Raw genomic sequence first — 17,497 nt, forward strand, 5'->3', positions numbered from 1 at the left:
CAGCCTCCAGTCTGCTGCTTGTTACCTGCGTTTTGGCACTGGTTTGGCTCATGGCTGACCCCTGCGAGAGGTTGCCAAGCGGCTATGTTACCGAACGGGGCTGGGGTGAGAAGTACAAGCGGGCGGTTTTCTGAGCAAGGTCAACAAATTAATCATTAACGGACGGCGATATGGCCGTTCAACAGCGGCGGCCATCAGAGCAGAGGGAAATCGGACGGTGAAAGCGGGAGTGTCGCCATCTTGTTGCTGGGCATTAAAAAACCTATGGGCCTGCTGGCCCATAAGTTTTTTCTGCAGAGGTTGCTTGTGTGTGGTGGTTATCTGGCTTGGCGCACCGGTACGGCGTTTGCAAGCGGTACTTTGTGGTGAGGCAGAGGGTGATTTCTTAATCTGGCTCACCAGCCGGCGGTAATCGAGTTTAAAAACTCATAGTGAAAATCTTACGCGCTATGTATTGCTCTCGGACATTGCTATATACGAGCAACCTGCTTGGCCAAGGCTACCAACAGATCAATATTTAACGGTTCTTTATACATTTTTTCGAATAGATTGAAAGTGGGCTGGTCATGCTGCTGTAAATAATGGAAACTTTTCTTCGATCCTAGATACCATAAGTCGCGAATGTCAAAATATATCTCTAGAAGGTCATGTTGAAGCCAGGTACGACGATAATGGCTATCTATGTCTTTATCATGCACACGCTCCAACATTTTCATCACCCACTGTTGAAGGTGTGACTTATCCATTTCCGATGTTGCCGGTTTGCCATCTGCGAGCTTCTGTTTAACGCGATCCAGGTAGCTGCTTCCTAAACCTTGCGTATCATAAATGACTTTTCCGTCCCCGAAGCGAAGGGCCTCTTCGGGAATTGAGCTTAGATAATCGGTTGAGTAAATCCATACATCAAGATAAATGTCGTGAAATAACCTTGCATCCCTTTGTTCGTTCGGGTTATCGCAAAAACAGGCTATGTCGATATCACTGGTTTCGGTTGCCTCATTGCGGGCATAAGAACCATAAAGAATGACTGTATGAGGTGCGTATTTTCCTTTGAGATCTTCCATAGCCAAATCTAGAATCTTTTCCATTTCTACTCTAGGCATATAACACCTGTCAATTTGTCCCTGACAACACAGCAATCCTTGCCGCATCTCTACTCGGAAAGTCAGGGTCGACATACACGTACATGCGGCTTATCTGCTTGCCTGCAAATTCGAATACACTACAAAAACGACCCATGGAGATATTATTGTCCGGCCAAGAGGTACCATCACTCATTACTCCCCCTTCTTGTCCCTCAACAATCACGGTGTTGCCAGCAGTCGTTATCTTAAAGCCATCTATGTCGTGCCAGATGCTGGTGAGCGAGCTACCAATTCTATTGCCAAACTCAACCAACGCATCCTTTCCTTTAGCCTGACCAAATTTGGGGAAGAAAAAATCAACATTATCCGAGAAAAGATCAAGATAACTGGGGTCACCTGCATCTACTTTCTTGAAATACTCAATCGCTATCTCGACTAGACTTTCCTGTTCCATCACCATTCCTATGTCTATATTGGGCTTCAGAATAACTGTGATTGGAAGGAGGGAGCTCACTGGTGAGTGATGCCACTTTATGAATCCACTCCATCCTGGTCGTCGTTATAAAAAGCGTTAAAACAATGCATCGCCTGCAAGTCTAAATCAGTGGGGATTGAACTTCTTCGGGTCGCCTAGCTTGGACTGTAACCATAAATTCATATCGCTGACGACCTCTTTGCGCTGACTTTGTCCGTCACTGTTTTTCAATCCATGATCGAGATCTTCGTAACGCCGATACTCGATATTGCTTTTTCCGAGATCTTTAAGGTGCTGCATCATTTCATCTGTTTTCTGTGGTGATACCGAGGTATCTATTCCACCCTGAATGATCAGCAAAGGAGACTTTACTTTTTTAAGGGTATCAAGCTGATCGATGGAGAGCATCTTCTGCCACCAATGATAGCCATGCCTGCTTACGTCAAGTTCAAATGGTTTGCTGTTAAGAACATGCTCGGCAAATCCTTTAAAACCGTCGATCTCTTTTCTCGCCGCTTCGATATTTTTATGCTCTGCAGCGATGCTGTATGAGACGTCATCGATAAACCAGCGGCCACCACCATTAAAGGAAATAGTTGCATCGATATAGTCAACTTCTGTTGTCACCAGGTTGGCGATAACGGCCCCTTCACTGCCACCCAGGAGGATAATTTTCTTGTATTGCCCATCCTTTTGAACGATATCGAGCACAAGTTTGATATCTGCTACCCGCTGCGCAGGGCTGTCCTTTTCAAGGTACTGAGTAGGGCAATCCTTGCGTGCCGGGTCGGTACTGTATTTCAATTTGCGATTGATGCCGTATTTTTCGATTAGCAACAGGTCAGCTTCTGGCCAAACATTTTTATAGTCGGAAAGTATCGAGTCTATGTTAAGCACGCTGTTGCAATCAGAGCCTTGCAGAATCAAAAGCAAGGTGTCTGTATCATGGGGATATTGGACCAAATAATAGGAGATAGGCGAGCCATCCCCCCTGCTGGCAGTGCGAGTGGTGATATCTTCAGCATTACTAGTGAATGTCAACAAGAGCAAAATAAAAGACACTACCCGGATTTGCATTGTATCCCCTAAGGGTGATGAGAAAAGATAGGCTTCCCAATGGCTGCTGAAGCCTTTATTCATTGGTAAATCACCCCAGCCTGGCTGGGGTCGACAACGGCACCTTGTTATAAGCCATCAACCACCAAACTCTCGGCTGATAATTTTTGTGGGGATAACATTTTCTGGTAAGTCACTAGACGCCTTTTGAACAAAATCACCAGCCAAACCAAATGCTTTATCAACGGGTTCTACTTTTACTCCACTTTCGACAGCTAAATCCAAAATCTTCTTGCCAATATCATTGCAAACATCGACCCAGTTTTTTGGCAATTCCCCTATGGTGAGCTTGGGTTGACAGGTTAGTTGAAAAGTTTCTTTACCTTCTTGTACTTGAATCGAAACATCAACACATTCACTTTTATATGGATTGGCTAAGACACTTGAACTAAGTAAAAATATGGCTCCAACATATGATTTTATCATGACACGTCCTTGTGATTTTTAATGCGCACCAAGGGGCCGGTAACGCACGACAGCTAAACGCAGTAGCAACAACGATAGCCGCTGTGGTCATGGTTGGAATCGTCACGCGTTGACAGTTCCTCTTGAGGCGTTGGTTATGAGTGTGACTCAAAGGGAGTCAGGTTTACTTCTTCAAGCTCACAAACTGCTTTTACCGTTGGATTGTCGCTGAGACGCTGTAAGTACAGCGCTAAGTGATTAAAGGTCATTGGTGACCGTTTGATTGGCAGGGACCATCCTGCAAGCATAAATAGAAAGTAATCACATGCTGAAAATTTATCACCCAACAAATACTCATTGTTTTCTAGCTGGTCATTGATGATAGATAAAGCTTCCGCTATACGCTCATCCTGTGCAGCTATCACGCAAGGTATTGAAACTTCATCAGTTGTATGTTTATGCGGATAGTAGCGAACCATCAATTCGGCTTGGAGTGTATTATTTAGGAATGACAGCCATTGAAAAAACAATGGCCTTTTCGGATCGCCAATAAGAGGGATTAATTCGTATTCAGGATGCAATTCACAAATGTGGATACAAATTGCAGGGCTTTCGAAAATGGCCTGTCCGTCAACGACCAATGTTGGAATACGACCTGCTGGATTTAACTTCAAATAATTAGCTAATTTCTGAGCATTAGACTTTTTATCGACTAACAACAACTCATAATCTGCTTGCACATGATGAAGTAAAAAATGGGGAGCTAAACTCGCATTGTTCGGATAATAGTAAAGTTTTAACAAAATTGGTTCCTGTCCGTGAAATATAAATGCTCATAATGGTGGTGAGATGTAAGACGGTACTAACACGTTATAACCGCCTTACATATAATACTACCCGGCCTTAATGCCAAGAATGAAAATGATGTTTTGAATAAATAGCTTAACCTTACATCTTTGAGGCTTAATGCCTTCACTTTACGTCCTCTTTTAGCACCTCAATTACCACCGAATAAAGAAACAGTAAGAGAGTCGGCCGTGGAAATCATAGGCAAGGCTACCGCCCCTGAATTTCAGCCTCCAGTCTGCTGCTCCTTTCCCTGTGGTGTGGCTCTGGTCTGGTACATGGCTGACTCCGACAAGAGGGGATCTGCTGGCCATGTTACCGAACGGAGCCTTTTAGGGAAGGGGGAGTGGGTGATTTCTCGGGCAAGATCAATAAATTGAGCGGCCATGGGGCGGTGGTCGGGCGATGTAAGGACCTCCGCGACCTTGTTTGCTCAGTGCTCGCTGCACATTTGGGCGGGGGAATGAACTGCGGGGCTGTCACGCTGTTGAGCGAGGCGCAGCACAGATACTAGGGCGAGGGCATCAAGGCTGGGTCTGTGATGGTATGGGCGTTTCCATTCGGTCAACTCTGCATGCCCCACCCGAGATAAATGAGCCCGCTGTCGGTGACGACGGCGGGCCCATCTTTTTTGTTGTTAGCGCACGTTCTGCAAGTCCAGCTGGCAGGCACCGTCCGGTGACTGGATCCGGCGGGCGAGCGGGGGAGCTTGGTTGACCATTGCCGCTCATTGCCTGCCTGCAAATAGACGATAGCAAGGGGCGGGCCAGATCCTCGGTGAGCTTGTCACACGCTTCTTGTCACGGCATTGACCTGGGGCAGCCTGTGGCATGAGGTGTCAGAGCTGACGGTATTTGCATTTCAGGAACTGTTTTGGCAACGGCAGGCCACTATTTCGCAAGATGCTGTGGCGGTGTGCGAAACGACGGAGCCCGGGGGACGGGCTCCAGGGGATCAGGGGGCTGGGTCGGCCGGGGCAGGCTCAGGCCCGGCGGACGGGGTCAGCATCATGGTCTCTATCTGCAGTCCCTGCACCAGCACGGTTTTCAGGTCCTGCAGGTACTCCTCCAGCGGCGGCTCCTGCAGCAACTGGGCGAGCTCGTTGCCGACCGGGGTCAGCCGGTAGTAGAGCAGGGTGATGTTGGCCTGCTTGCGCTGCAGCCGCCAGCGCTGATCGCCGAACTCCAGCTCTACCCCGTCGGCGGGCAGCGGGCCGGACTCCAGCTCGCCCCGGTGCAGCAGGCCGAGTTCGAACAGCTGCAGCAGGGCGTTGTAGGGGATGCGGTACTTGCCAAGGCCGAGCCGGGTCACCCGGGCCCGGCTGAGCAGGCTGGCCCCCTTGTGCAGCCCCAGCAGCAGCCGCTGCTCGTCGCTGCCCACGTAGTGGCAGGAGAGGGAGCAGATGCGCTGGAACAGCTGGGCCTCGCGCTGGGTCATCTCCTTGAGGGTGGAGAGCGCGCGGATGGAGAAGCGGCCCGGGGTGGCGATCTCGATGGCGAAGATGCGGCCCCACAGCTGCTGCATCGGCACCATGCTGATGTCTTCCGCCAGTTGCAGGAAGCGGGTCAGCCAGTCGCTGTCCATCTCGCCGCCGGCGGCCGTCTCCTCGCAGTGGCGGGAGGCCATCACCATGATGGCTTCCAGGTTGCGCTGGCGGGCGGCCTGATCCGCCAGTTTGCGAAAGGTGGCGCGCTGCTCGAAGGTGCTGTCGCTGTTGCGGGTGAGCATGCCGTCGATACCGCGGCTGCGGGCCAGGCGCAGGGTCTGCTCCTGGCTGCTCAGGATGGAACTCTCTTTCTTGGGCGGGGGCAGGTCAGCCATGCTGGCTCCGTGATCGCAAGGTCTAGCCTTGAATGTTACTCCAACCGGGATGGCGGGCAATCCCTCAGGCAGGGGCTGGTCGGGATCCGGTCGTCGCGGATAACAAAACGGCCTCCCGCGGGAGGCCGTGTGTGCCTGGTTACTGCTCTTCGTAGACGCTCACCTCGACCGCCTCCATGGAGTAGGAGGCGGTGGCCATCTCGTGGCTGGAGCTGACCGTGCGCATCTTGCCCTTCACCCAGATGGCATCCCACAGGTCGTCCACCGGCGCCCCCTTGGGGTAGCTCACGTAGACCACCTGGTTGGTGGGCGGAGGCGGCACATGGATGCAGGCGCCGAAGTAGGGCACCAGCAGGAAGGCGGTGATCTTCTTGGCATCCCCCTCCAGCGGCACCACGAAGCCCGGGATGCGCACCTCTTGGTTGTCCAGCTTCTGGTTGACCCCGCCCACCGGCTGCGGCACCGAGGCAAGGTTGCCGTCGTGGCTCACCTGGGGGGGCGGCAGCAGTTTTTCACCGGCGGGAATGAGCACATCCCAGTCGATGGTCTTGTACTCCACGGCCATGGCCGGCAGCGCCAGCAGGGCGACCAGCAGCGCCACAATTTTCCACTTCATCATCTGTCCTTCTCGTTTTTTATGGGCGTCAGGTTAGACGCGAATGCTCATGCCATCGCTCAGGCTGTAGCGATAGGCGCGGGCCGCGGGCAACAGGCCGATCACCATGCCGGCCAGCCAGACCAGCCCCAGCAGCAGCCACTCGTGGGCGCTCGGCAGCCCCAGGCTCAATTGCAGGCCATAGTGGCTGAGCAGCCAGGGGGTAGCAAGCCCCTGCCCCAGGTAGAGCACCGCCACCCCGAGCGCGATGCCGGCAGTGGTGAGGGCCATCGCCTCCAGCGCCAGCAGCAGGAACAGGTGAGCGGGGCCGGCGCCGAGGGATCGCAAGATGGCGAGTTCCCGGCGCCGCTCGTTGAGGCCGGCCAGCAGGGTGGTCAGCATGCCGATGAGGCCCGCCACCACCACAAAACCGGCGATCACCGACAGCGCCGTTTCCGCCACGCTCATCAGGCTCCACAACTCCTGCAGGGCGGCCCCCGGCAGGATCGCCATCAGCGGCTCGCCCCGGTAGGTGTTGACGCTGCGCTGCAGCTGGAACGCCAATATCCGGTTGCTGAGCCCCACCATGAAGGCGGTGATGGTCTTGGGGGTGAGATCCTGGGCCAGCGCCTGCTCGGCGGTCACGTTCTTGCTGTGACGGCCGGTGTCCCAGCCCAGGTGGATCGCCTCGATGCCGGCCAGCGGCACGTGGATGGTGCGATCGATGGGGGTACCGGTCGGTGCCAGGATCCCCACCACCTTGAACGGCAGGTTGTCGTGCTGGCTGAATGAAGTGTTGCCGGCGCCGTGGGCGATGACGATGGACTGCCCCAGGTGATAACCGAGCTTCTCGGCCACCTGGGCGCCGAGCACCGCCTCGAATGGCGTGTCGAATGCTCGCCCTTCACGCAGCTCCAGCGCCTGCTGCTGGCCGTACTTCAGGTGGGTGAAGTAGTCGCCATTGGTGCCGAGCACGCGAAACCCCTTGTGGGAGTCGCCAAGGGAAAGCGGGATGGTCCAGGCGATGCCGCGCTGGTTCTTGATGGCCTGATAGGCATCCCAGCCCACGTTGTTGGTGGGATTGCCGATGCGAAACACCGAGTAGAGCAGCAGATTCACCTGGCCGGAGCGGGCGCCGACGATGAGATCCGTGCCCGACACCGTATTGGCGAAGCTTTCGCGCGCCTGGTTGCGCACTCGCTCCACCCCGAGCAGCAGGGTGACGCTGATGGCGACGGCCAGCAGGGTGAGCCCGGCGGTGAGGCGGCGGGCCCAGAGACTTTGCAGGGCGAGTTTTAGCACGTGACCCTCCGGTTTTGTGGTCGTACCGCGTGGGTGCGAATGGCATTCATCAGGGAGATGCAGTGTTGAACGGTGCTCAGCATGATGCCCTCCTGTTCAGTTGTTGCAGGTTCTCCACCCGCGGGAAGAGCGGTTCGAGGTAGGGGTCGTGGCTGACGAAGACCAGGGTCGAGCCCTGCTTGTCGCACTCCTCGAACAACAGCTTGATGAAGGCGGCCCGGTTGTCGGTATCGAGGGCCGAGGTGGGCTCGTCGGCGATCACCAGCGGCGGTGAGCCAATCAGCGCGCGGGCGGCGGCCACCCGTTGCTGCTGGCCGATGCTGAGGGCATGGACGGGCCTGTGCAGCGCCTCCTCGGGCAGTTGCAATTCCCGCAGCAGGCGGCGTGCCTCGGCGGCCGGGCTGCCCTGCAGCCGGGCCCGCTTCTCGGGGGAGAAGGTGAGGGCACTGGTGACATTGTCCTGCACGGATAAAAACGGCAGCAGATTGAACTGCTGGAAGATGTAACCCAGATTGGCCGCCCGGAAGTGGTCGCGGGCACGGCCAGAGAGCCGGGCCAGCGGCTGGCCCAGCACCTCCAGGGTGCCGTGGTTGGCGGTCTGGATCCCGGCCAGCAGGCCGAGCAGGGTCGACTTGCCGGAGCCCGACGGTCCCTTGATGAACACCCGTTCCTCCTCGCTGATGGTGAGGGCGGGCAGATCGAGTACAACCTCGTGACCCGGCCAGGCAAAGGCCAGATCGCGGATCTCAACCACGGCGTTTTTCATGGCGTTACCAGCTCAGTTTGTTGGCGGAGGGGGTCAGCTCGGCTGCAGTCTGGCCGCTGGGCAGGATGCCCTGCACGCTCAGCTTCTCCAGGCTCGGATAGACGCTGAACAGGGTGGCCTCCAGCCCGGTCAGCTTGGCCGGGGTAGCGCAGGTGTAGGTGTACATGGCGCCCATGTCGGCGTGACCGGCGTCGTCGTGATGGTGTTCGTCGTGCTTGCCGTCAGACTTCTGGTGGTCATGGTCATGGTCATGGTCATGGTCATGATCGTGGTCGTGATCTTCCTTGGCGGCCTGCAGCTCCTGCTGGGTCAGCTTGCAGCCAGCGGCCGAGTCGAAGCGAAACAGGGCGTCGGGTTGCTTGAGTTGAGCCATGGCCTTGGCGTATTGCGCCTTTTCCTCGTCGCTCTTGGCGGCGTGCTCGAAGCCCACCAGATCGGCGGCGGGGGCCTGCAGCTCGATCATCAGCTGGTTGCCATCGAGCACCAGGTTGAGGTGACCGTGGCCGTGCTCGTGGGCGCCGTGGCCGTGACTGTCGTGTTCATCGTGGTTTGCCTGCACGCCAAATGCGGCGGCCGCCAGTAACAGGGTGACTGCTTTCATCGTTAATCCTTTGAAAAATTTATTGAAAAATGGATTTAGTTAGATAGGCGATGAAGCGATGGCGGCGCACGAATGCGGCACTGGCCTGACGGGGTGGCATGAGGTTTGGGCAAGGTGGCATCAACGAGCTTGCCGATGACCACTTGTGAAGACGGGATGACCAGGGTTGGGGTGAGTGCCAGCTTGCCATCCAGATGCAGGGCGCAGAGGACGCAGGCGTGGTTGTGGCCGGGCAGGTCGGCTTCCAGCGGATGTTGTGCCAGCACCGGTTGCAACCACAACCAGCCCAGCAGCAGCAACCAGATTTTCAGCTTGGTACGACCCATAGACCCCTATCAAAGGGGCGCCATCAGCGCCCCTTCTCTCTGACTTAGAGATGGGACTTGATGAGCCCCATCACGGTAGCGATATTGTTGGCATCGAGCTGGCCATCTTTGGCAAACAGCACCTTGCCCTCTTTGTCCAGCAGGATGATGGCCGAGCTTTCCGGCGCCAGATCCCAGGCGTTGCGGGCCATGCCCTTGGCATCCAGCACCATGGCGGACCAGGGGAATTCCTTCTTGCTGTCCTCGGCACTGCTCTTCACAAAACCGGAGGTGCCCCAGATGGCGTCATTGCTGTTGATGATGGTGACGGTCTGGTACTTGTCGTGGGGCAGCTTGGCCGCCTTGATCGCTTCGATCATGGGGGCGTTGAGCTCCTTGGCGCTGGAACGACCGGCGATGTGCTGGATCAGAAAGACCTTGCCGGCCAGCACCTTGCTTTGCCAGGGCTGATAGCTGATCTCTTTTTCTTTCAGAACCAGTTCACCCTTGTCGCTGATGTTGACCAGTGGTACCTGGGTCGACTCCTTGATGTTGTGAGCCAGGGCCAAGGTTGGCAGCAGCGCCAGAGTAAGTACGAGATGTTTCATCCTGATGACACTCCTTTTGTTATGTTATAACAATTTTTGCATTGAGGGAATGGGGCAGTACTCATCCTAAACTGATCGGATCTGTTTAAGAAGTGTTAAATAAACGTGTGATTGGCCCGCTTGCCTGCCCGCCAGCGCGAGATCTGGCTGGCAAAGGCGGCTAGAATGGCACGCAGTCGATAAAAATCAATTGCTTATCAACTGGTTTGAGGAGTCTGACTGCGGCCTGCAGCCAGACTGGAGGGGGAGGGCTCAGTAGAGCGGTTCGCTTACCAGCGGGATCTTGGCCATGGTCATCTGTTGGGCCAGCAGGGGCGAGCCGGTCAGCAGCACGTGGCGCTGATTGCCGATCACCACGGTATCCCCTTTCAGGCCGCTGTCGGCGGTAATGGCAAGCCAGGCCGGCGAGACGCTGCCGATGCTGATGTTCGGGTAGATGATGCTGAGCATGTACTGGGGGGCCAGCTCAGCCAGCAGGCTGGCCATCAGCAGCGCCTTCTCGTCGCTGTCAGCCTTGTTGTTCTGCAAGGCTTGCAGCGGCGGTGCGAAGTGGTCCATCTGCTCGGGTGGGGTAGGAATGCCGCTCAGCCACTCCTGCAGCAGGCCGACGCTGGTGGCCAGATCCTTGGCCAGGAACTGTTTTGCCAAGGGCCTCAGGTCGCCCTTGAACTGGTAGAACAGCTGCGAATAGTTGGGACGCACGCAGGGCAGCTTGCGATTGGCGGGATGCACGCAGGGCACCACCCGCATCTGATAGAAGGCATCGTCCTGATATTGCTGGTAGGCCTGCCAGAACAGGGTCGACTCCATGCTGTCGTCGTGCAGGGTGAAGGCCTGCTCCAGATTGCGAAACTTGGTGGCGGTCTCGGGGCTGGTCTGATTGATCAGGTTGATGCTGTTGTAGAGCCGCGGGCTGATGTAGGAGTAGAGGGTCTCCAGCGGATAGTTGAGGGAGGCATCGAGCAGGCTCATCTCGTGGCGGCTGGCGGAGATGACCCGCTCATCCGTGTTCAGTAGCAGATGCTTCTGCTGGCCGTCGGCCGATTGCCACTGCCAGCTCAGGGTGACCTCGTTGGCCCCGGCCATGGACGCGAACACTAGACTCAACAACAGACCTTGTGCCAGTTTCATGATGTGCATCCTGCTCGGGGTGATAATAAACAACTAGGTGAGCTGGCCGATTTTGGATGAGTCTGGCATTTGTGATTTTGATAACAGATTGATCGGGCTTTTAATTTAATTCTGGAAATAAGTCATGCAGGAAACCGTCATGAAGCGAATCACACCGTTGTTGCTGCTGTTGGCCACCTTGCCGGCTGCGGCGGGGCCGGTCATCGTCAATCAGGGGATGTCCAGCGCGGATACTTTTGCCCTGCGGGACAAGCTGGCGCGGGAACATGAGTGGCAGGAGTGGTTGCGTTTTCAGCAGGCCATCAAGTGGCTGGAGGTGCTGCCGGTGAACTGCGAGCTGATGAGCGAGCAGGATGGCAGCTATCGGTGCGGAGGAGATTACTATCGGTCCTATCGACAGGATGGGCGCGACATCTATATCCAGGGGGATCCTGCCGATGTGACGCCGGGTCAGCGCCCGCAACAGCCCATAAAAAAGGCGCCCTGAGGCGCCTTTTTCACGAGAGATACGCTTACTTGGCAGCGTAACGCTCGGCAGAGCTGATGATCTCGGCTTCGGCAGCGGCCTTGTCGCCCCAGCCTTCAACCTTGACCCACTTGCCTGCTTCCAGCTCTTTGTAGCGCTCGAAGAAGTGCTGGATCTGGGCGCGCAGCAGCTCGGGCAGATCGTTCACATCCTTGATGTGATCGTACTGTTTGGTCAGCTTGGAGTGCGGAACGGCCACGATCTTGGCATCTTCACCAGATTCGTCGGTCATCTTCAGCACGCCAACCGGGCGGCAGCGAATGACGGAGCCGGCCAGCAGCGGGTAGGGAGTCGGCACCAGCACGTCGACCGGATCACCATCCAGAGACAGGGTGGCGTTCACGTAACCGTAGTTGCACGGGTAGAACATCGGGGTAGACATGAAGCGATCGACGAAGATGGCACCGCTGTCCTTGTCGACTTCGTATTTGATCGGGTCGGCATTCTGCGGGATTTCGATGATGACGTAGATGTCGTCGGGCAGGCTCTTGCCAGCCGGGACCAGGTTCAGGCTCATGACGTTTCCTTTGAGTGTTGGAGTCAAGTTTGCAGGCCGATATTATAGCGATGTCGCGTCAAATGACCATATTTCAGGGCCACTGCGACAGAGTTGGTGGATACCGCACAGCTTGGGTCTGCCAAATTGCCGTCACCTTGCTAGAATGCGCACTCCCTTTACTGGAAAAGGCAGCGGTATGCACATTCACATCCTCGGGATCTGCGGCACCTTCATGGGTGGTCTGGCGGTGTTGGCAAAACAGCTTGGTTACCGGGTGACCGGTTCGGATGCCAACGTCTATCCCCCCATGAGTACTCAGCTCGAGCAACAGGGCATCGAACTGACCGAAGGCTATGACCCTTCCCAGCTCGATCCGGCGCCGGATCTGGTGGTGGTCGGCAATGCCATGAGCCGCGGCAACCCCTGTGTGGAGTATGTGCTGGACCGCAATCTGCCCTACATCTCCGGCCCCCAGTGGCTGCTGGAGCACGTGCTGCAGGATCGCTGGGTGCTGGCCGTTGCCGGTACCCACGGCAAGACCACCACCGCCAGCATGCTGGCCTGGGTCCTCGAATACGCCAAGCTGGAGCCCGGCTTTCTCATCGGCGGCGTGCCCGGCAACTTCCCGGTCTCCGCCCGTCTCGGCGCCGCCCCCTTCTTCGTCATCGAGGCGGACGAGTATGACTGCGCCTTCTTCGACAAGCGCTCCAAGTTCGTCCACTACCACCCGCGAACCCTGGTGATGAACAACCTGGAGTTCGACCACGCGGATATCTTCCCGGATCTGGCCGCCATCCAGCGCCAGTTCCACCACCTGATGCGCACCGTGCCGAGCAACGGCCGGGTGCTCTTCCCCAAGGGTGACGAGAATCTCGCCGCCGTGCGCAAGATGGGCTGCTGGAGCGAAGTGGAGCTGGTGGGTCAGGACGACGCCCAGTGGAAGGCGGTCAAGCTGGCCGACGACGGCTCCGCCTTCGAGGTGTGGCTGGACGGCGCGAAGCAGGGCGAAGTGCACTGGGAGTGCATCGGCGAGCACAACGTCAACAACGGCCTGATGGCCATTGCCGCCGCCCGCCATGCCGGCGTGATGGTGGAGCACGGCATTGCGGCCCTCTGCCAGTTCAAGTCCCCCAAGCGGCGGATGGAGCTGAAAGGGGAAGTGGCCGGCATCAGCGTCTATGACGACTTCGCCCACCACCCCACCGCCATCGAGACCACCCTCGGCGGCCTGCGCGCCAAGGTGGGCAAGGCCCGTATCCTGGCGGTGCTGGAACCCCGCTCCAACACCATGAAGCTGGGAGTGCACAAGGAAGAGCTGGCCGGCTGCTTCGACGGCGCCGACGAGGTGTTCTTCTTCCAGCCGCCCAACATCGGCTGGGATCTTGGCGAGGTGACCACCCACATGACCCGACCGGCCAAGGTGTTCAACGATCTGGAGACTCTGATCAACCGGCTGGTGGCCGAGTGCCGCGATGGCGACCATATTCTGATCATGAGCAACGGTGGCTTCGGCGGCATTCATGACAAGCTGATCGCCCGCCTCAAGGACTATCACGGCCAGCTATGAACAAAGCGATCACCCTGGCGCTGACCGGCGCCTCCGGCGCCCCTTATGCCCTGCGCCTGCTGGAATGCCTGGTGCAGGCGGATTATCGGGTCTACCTGCTCGCCTCCTCGGCGGCTCGTGTGGTGCTCAAGACCGAGCAGCAGCAGGAGTGGCCCAGTTCGCCCAAAGAGCTCTCTGCCTATCTCTGCCGTCAATATGGCGCCCGCGAGGGGCAGATAGTGGCCTGTGGCAAGGAGGAGTGGTTCTCGCCGGTCGCCTCCGGTTCGGCAGCGCCCAGGCAGATGGTGGTCTGTCCCTGCTCCATGGGCACCGTCTCGGCCATTGCCAACGGCACTTCCGACAATCTGCTGGAGCGGGCGGCGGACGTGGTGATCAAGGAGCGCGGCCAGCTCATTCTGGTACCTCGCGAGAGCCCCTTCTCGGCGATCCACCTGGAGAACATGCTGAAACTGGCACGGCTCGGGGTGACCATCATGCCGGCGGCGCCGGGCTTCTATCATGAGCCAAAGAGCATCGCGGATCTGGTGGACTTCATGGTGGCGAGGATCCTCGACCATCTGGGGATCGAGCACGATCTGACCCGCCGCTGGGGCTACGCCAAAGGGTGAGATGGGAGATTGCGGACAAACAAAAGCGGCGCCGACCTGAACAGTTCGGCGCCGCTTTATTTTGACGGAGCGGGTTAGGCTGCCTGGATCGGGGCCGTCACGTACTTGAACAGAAAATCGGTCACTTCTTCCCGGTCAGGGCGTTGTGGCTGATTGATCATCTGCATCATGACGTAACCAAAACCGGTCAGGGAGCGGGCCAAGTCCTGGGCGGACAGCACGCTCTGGATCTCGCCGGCATCCATGGCGCGTTGCAGGTGGGGTGCAATGCGCTCCAGTGCCTTGTCCAGCAGCTTGGCGTAACGGGGCCAGACCTCTTCCCGCACCGATGAGCTCCACTCCAGCCAGATGCTGGCGTGGTCAGGCTGATCGTAGGCGGCGTCGACAAACAGCTTCACGTGGCGGCGAATACTGTCGCTGACCGGGCCCTGGCCGGTGTAGGCCTGTTCCAGCATCTGATGCACGAAACGTTCGATCTCGGCCAACACTTCATCCACCAGCTCTTCACGGGTGTTGAAATAGTTGAACACGGTAGCAACCGAGACCTTGGCCTGTTCTGCGATTTCGGCGTGACCCGCACGGCCAATGCCGCGACGGGAGAACACCTCGATGGCACATTCCATCAATTGATTGCGTCGGGCCTCCGGCGAAAGCCGGGTTCGACGTCTTATTTCTGCGCGTGGTTCCATAGTTTTTTCATCTAATAGTTATTGATTATGGTGTTTATAGTATTGTCACCGATAATGCCCGAGGGCCTGCTAACTCTATCAATTAAAATAAGCCGATAAAAGCATCACGTATGCCTGACGCCCTTCGGCTTGAATGGTAGAATCATCGGTTTTGACGTTAATGAACGGCCAAATTCGCTTTGGCCATTATGGAGTAAGTGATGAAACACACTGTCGAGGTGATGATCTCCGAGGCTGAAGTTGCCGCCCGGATCGCCAAATTGGGTGAAGAGATCACCGCCCGTTATCAGGGCTCTGACGAAGTGGTCATGATCGGCCTGCTGCGTGGTTCCTGCATCTTCCTGGCCGACCTGTGCCGCCAGTCCCAGCTGCCCATCACCCTGGATTTTATGACCGCCTCCAGCTATGGCTCCGGCATGCACAGCACCCGTGACGTGCGCATCCTCAAAGATCTGGATGACGACATCAAAGGGAAGGACGTGGTGATCGTCGAAGACATCATCGATACCGGCTACACCCTCAACAAGGTGCGCGAGATCCTCTCTCTGCGCGAGCCTAAATCCCTGGCCATCTGCACCCTGCTGGACAAGCCGTCCCGCCGCGAAGTGCAGGTGCCGGTAGACTGGATCGGTTTCTCCATTCCCGATGAATTCGTGGTGGGCTGTGGCATCGACTATGCCCAGAAGTACCGCAATCTGAAGTTCATCGGCAAGGTAGTACCGCAAGAGTAAGCAAGGTTCAGGAATATCACGGGCGAGGTGGCAGAGCGCCATTTTCTGTCTGCAGGCGGCCTTGGCCGCCTTTTCTGTCTCGAGATGGGATGCGCCATCACAGGGGTTGCAATGAACGCACTGGAAATCAGCGGCCTGAAAAAGACCTATCAGGGGGGCGTCGAAGCCCTTAAAGGCATCGATCTTACCGTCAAGCAGGGGGATTTCTTCGCGCTGCTCGGTCCCAACGGGGCGGGCAAGTCCACCACCATCGGCATCATCAGCTCGCTGGTGAACAAGAGCGCTGGCAAGGTGAAGGTGTTCGGCCATGACATCGACACTCACCTGGAAGAGGCCAAGGCCCAGCTCGGGCTGGTGCCGCAGGAGTTCAACTTCAGCCAGTTCGAGAAGGTGATCCAGATAGTCACCCATCAGGCCGGCTTCTATGGCGTGCCGCGGGCCGAGGCCAAGATCCGCGCCGAGAAGTACCTGCGCCAGCTCGACCTGTGGGACAAGCGCGACATGCCGGCCCGCACTCTCTCCGGTGGCATGAAGCGCCGGCTGATGATCGCCCGCGCCCTGATGCACGAGCCCAGGCTGTTGATCCTCGACGAACCGACCGCCGGGGTGGACATCGAGATCCGTCGTTCCATGTGGAGTTTCCTCAAGGATCTCAACGAGCAGGGCGTCACCATCATCCTCACCACCCACTATCTGGAAGAGGCCGAGATGCTGTGCCGCAACATCGGCATCATCGACAAGGGCCGCCTGATCGAGAACACCAGCATGAAGAATCTGCTGGGCAAGCTGGGCCGCGAGACCTTCATGCTGGATCTGGCGCCGGGCTCCGCCCTGCCGAACGTGCCCGAGTTCAACGGCCGCATGCAGGACGAGCGCACCCTGGAGGTGGATCTGGACAAGAGCCAGTCCCTCAACAGCCTGTTCGAGCAGCTGTCGAGCCAGCAGGTGCAGGTATTGAGCATGCGCAACAAGGCCAACCGGCTGGAAGAGCTGTTCGTCACCCTGGTCGAGGAGGGGAGAAAAGCATGAACCTGACCACTTACTACATCGCCTTCAAGAGCATTCTGGCCAAGGAGATCAGCCGTTTCACCCGGATCTGGATCCAGACCCTGGTGCCGCCCGCCATCACCATGAGCCTCTACTTCGTCATCTTCGGCAACCTCATCGGCGGCCGCATCGGTGACATGGGGGGCTTCAGCTACATGGAGTTCATCGTGCCCGGCCTCATCATGATGTCGGTGATCACCAACTCCTACTCCAACGTCGCCTCCTCCTTCTTCAGCGCCAAGTTCCAGCGCAACGTGGAGGAGCTGCTGGTGGCGCCGGTGCCCAACTACGTCATCATCGCCGGCTACGTCGGCGGTGGCGTGGCGCGCGGCCTCTGTGTCGGCCTCATCGTCACCCTGGTGTCGCTGTTCTTCGTGCCGCTGCAGATCCACCACCTGTTCAGTGTCTGCTTCACCGTGCTGCTGACCGCCATCCTCTTCTCGCTGGGCGGCCTCATCAACGCGGTGTTTGCCAAGACCTTCGACGACATCAGCATCATCCCCACCTTCGTGCTGACGCCGCTCACCTATCTCGGCGGGGTGTTCTACTCCATCAGCCTGCTGCCACCCTTCTGGCAGGGGGTCTCCCAGGTGAACCCGATCATCTACATGGTGAACGCGTTCCGTTACGGCTTCCTCGGGATCTCCGACGTGCCGCTCGGCACCGCCTACCTCATCATCATCGGCTTCATCGTGGCTCTCTACGGTCTGGCCTGGTGGCTCATCTCCCGCGGCACCGGGCTGCGCCACTGATGCAATGCAACGGGCACCCCAG

The 17,497-nt window shown here is 57.4% G+C and carries 21 protein-coding genes; 6 read left to right on the forward strand and 15 right to left on the reverse strand.

Annotated elements, in window-relative coordinates; genetic code table 11:
• Positions 1–470: 470 nt before the first annotated feature.
• From PG900_RS16400 to PG900_RS16460, 13 genes are all read right to left on the reverse strand, one after another.
• Entirely contained in the window at positions 471–1,088 is a 618-nt protein-coding gene (locus PG900_RS16400; RefSeq protein ID WP_270831840.1) for a nucleotidyltransferase domain-containing protein, read from the reverse strand.
• A 25-nt stretch (positions 1,089–1,113) separates the two neighbouring features.
• Positions 1,114–1,539: a nuclear transport factor 2 family protein gene (locus tag PG900_RS16405; protein ID WP_270831841.1), complete on the reverse strand. Its 426-nt coding sequence runs from the start codon at positions 1,537–1,539 to the stop codon at positions 1,114–1,116.
• Between the two features lie 147 nt (positions 1,540–1,686).
• Positions 1,687–2,700, reverse strand: coding sequence for an alpha/beta hydrolase family protein (locus tag PG900_RS16410; protein WP_270831842.1), 1,014 nt, complete (start codon positions 2,698–2,700; stop codon positions 1,687–1,689).
• 54 nt (positions 2,701–2,754) lie between these two features.
• Positions 2,755–3,102: a hypothetical protein gene (locus tag PG900_RS16415; RefSeq protein WP_270798022.1), complete on the reverse strand. Its 348-nt coding sequence runs from the start codon at positions 3,100–3,102 to the stop codon at positions 2,755–2,757.
• A gap of 134 nt (positions 3,103–3,236) precedes the next feature.
• The gene (locus tag PG900_RS16420; RefSeq protein ID WP_270798023.1) at positions 3,237–3,884 is read right to left on the reverse strand and encodes a glutathione S-transferase family protein; all 648 of its coding nucleotides are present in this window, start codon (positions 3,882–3,884) and stop codon (positions 3,237–3,239) included.
• A gap of 997 nt (positions 3,885–4,881) precedes the next feature.
• Entirely contained in the window at positions 4,882–5,748 is an 867-nt protein-coding gene (locus tag PG900_RS16425) for a TIGR03899 family protein (RefSeq protein WP_270831844.1), read from the reverse strand.
• A 139-nt stretch (positions 5,749–5,887) separates the two neighbouring features.
• Positions 5,888–6,367 carry a DUF3299 domain-containing protein gene (locus tag PG900_RS16430; RefSeq protein ID WP_270831846.1) on the reverse strand — a complete coding sequence of 160 codons (480 nt, stop codon included), beginning with the start codon at positions 6,365–6,367 and terminating at the stop codon, positions 5,888–5,890.
• A 30-nt stretch (positions 6,368–6,397) separates the two neighbouring features.
• Positions 6,398–7,645 carry an ABC transporter permease gene (locus PG900_RS16435; protein WP_011707300.1) on the reverse strand — a complete coding sequence of 416 codons (1,248 nt, stop codon included), beginning with the start codon at positions 7,643–7,645 and terminating at the stop codon, positions 6,398–6,400.
• Positions 7,646–7,721: 76 nt separating this feature from the next.
• On the reverse strand, positions 7,722–8,411 hold the full coding sequence (locus PG900_RS16440) for an ABC transporter ATP-binding protein (RefSeq protein WP_270831847.1): 690 nt from the start codon (positions 8,409–8,411) through the stop codon (positions 7,722–7,724).
• Positions 8,412–8,415: 4 nt separating this feature from the next.
• Entirely contained in the window at positions 8,416–9,012 is a 597-nt protein-coding gene (locus PG900_RS16445; RefSeq protein WP_270831849.1) for a DUF2796 domain-containing protein, read from the reverse strand.
• A 35-nt stretch (positions 9,013–9,047) separates the two neighbouring features.
• On the reverse strand, positions 9,048–9,338 hold the full coding sequence (locus tag PG900_RS16450) for a hypothetical protein (protein WP_270831850.1): 291 nt from the start codon (positions 9,336–9,338) through the stop codon (positions 9,048–9,050).
• Positions 9,339–9,382: 44 nt separating this feature from the next.
• Entirely contained in the window at positions 9,383–9,925 is a 543-nt protein-coding gene (locus tag PG900_RS16455) for a YtfJ family protein (protein ID WP_139750118.1), read from the reverse strand.
• Between the two features lie 252 nt (positions 9,926–10,177).
• Positions 10,178–11,056: a hypothetical protein gene (locus tag PG900_RS16460; protein ID WP_270831851.1), complete on the reverse strand. Its 879-nt coding sequence runs from the start codon at positions 11,054–11,056 to the stop codon at positions 10,178–10,180.
• Between the two features lie 124 nt (positions 11,057–11,180).
• Between PG900_RS16460 and PG900_RS16465 the strand changes: the two genes are divergently transcribed.
• A complete protein-coding gene (locus PG900_RS16465) occupies positions 11,181–11,543 on the forward strand; it encodes a hypothetical protein (RefSeq protein ID WP_161785149.1) in 363 nt (120 codons plus the stop codon).
• 25 nt (positions 11,544–11,568) lie between these two features.
• Here PG900_RS16465 and ppa read toward each other — a convergent pair whose 3' ends face one another.
• Positions 11,569–12,099: an inorganic diphosphatase gene (gene ppa / locus PG900_RS16470; protein WP_011707292.1), complete on the reverse strand. Its 531-nt coding sequence runs from the start codon at positions 12,097–12,099 to the stop codon at positions 11,569–11,571.
• A 178-nt stretch (positions 12,100–12,277) separates the two neighbouring features.
• Here ppa and mpl point away from each other — a divergent pair, with 178 nt between their 5' ends.
• Entirely contained in the window at positions 12,278–13,648 is a 1,371-nt protein-coding gene (gene mpl, locus PG900_RS16475; RefSeq protein ID WP_270831852.1) for a UDP-N-acetylmuramate:L-alanyl-gamma-D-glutamyl-meso-diaminopimelate ligase, read from the forward strand.
• Positions 13,645–14,256, forward strand: coding sequence for a flavin prenyltransferase UbiX (locus PG900_RS16480; RefSeq protein WP_270831854.1), 612 nt, complete (start codon positions 13,645–13,647; stop codon positions 14,254–14,256). The genes mpl and PG900_RS16480 overlap by 4 nt, the downstream gene beginning before the upstream one ends.
• 74 nt (positions 14,257–14,330) lie before the next feature.
• Here the strand turns inward: PG900_RS16480 and PG900_RS16485 are convergent, their stop codons facing one another.
• Complete coding sequence (locus PG900_RS16485) at positions 14,331–14,945, reverse strand: TetR/AcrR family transcriptional regulator (protein WP_011707289.1); 615 nt, start codon at positions 14,943–14,945, stop codon at positions 14,331–14,333.
• Positions 14,946–15,145: 200 nt separating this feature from the next.
• Here PG900_RS16485 and hpt point away from each other — a divergent pair, with 200 nt between their 5' ends.
• From hpt to PG900_RS16500, 3 genes are all read left to right on the forward strand, one after another.
• A complete protein-coding gene (gene hpt, locus PG900_RS16490) occupies positions 15,146–15,676 on the forward strand; it encodes a hypoxanthine phosphoribosyltransferase (protein WP_024945753.1) in 531 nt (176 codons plus the stop codon).
• Positions 15,677–15,787: 111 nt separating this feature from the next.
• Positions 15,788–16,705 carry an ABC transporter ATP-binding protein gene (locus tag PG900_RS16495; protein ID WP_270831855.1) on the forward strand — a complete coding sequence of 306 codons (918 nt, stop codon included), beginning with the start codon at positions 15,788–15,790 and terminating at the stop codon, positions 16,703–16,705.
• A complete protein-coding gene (locus tag PG900_RS16500) occupies positions 16,702–17,475 on the forward strand; it encodes an ABC transporter permease (RefSeq protein WP_005304632.1) in 774 nt (257 codons plus the stop codon). Before PG900_RS16495 ends, PG900_RS16500 begins: the two co-directional genes overlap by 4 nt.
• The last annotated feature ends 22 nt before the right edge of the window (positions 17,476–17,497 follow it).

It is taken from the genome of Aeromonas sp. QDB03 (assembly GCF_027707985.1).
Classification (GTDB): Bacteria; Pseudomonadota; Gammaproteobacteria; order Enterobacterales; family Aeromonadaceae; genus Aeromonas; species Aeromonas hydrophila.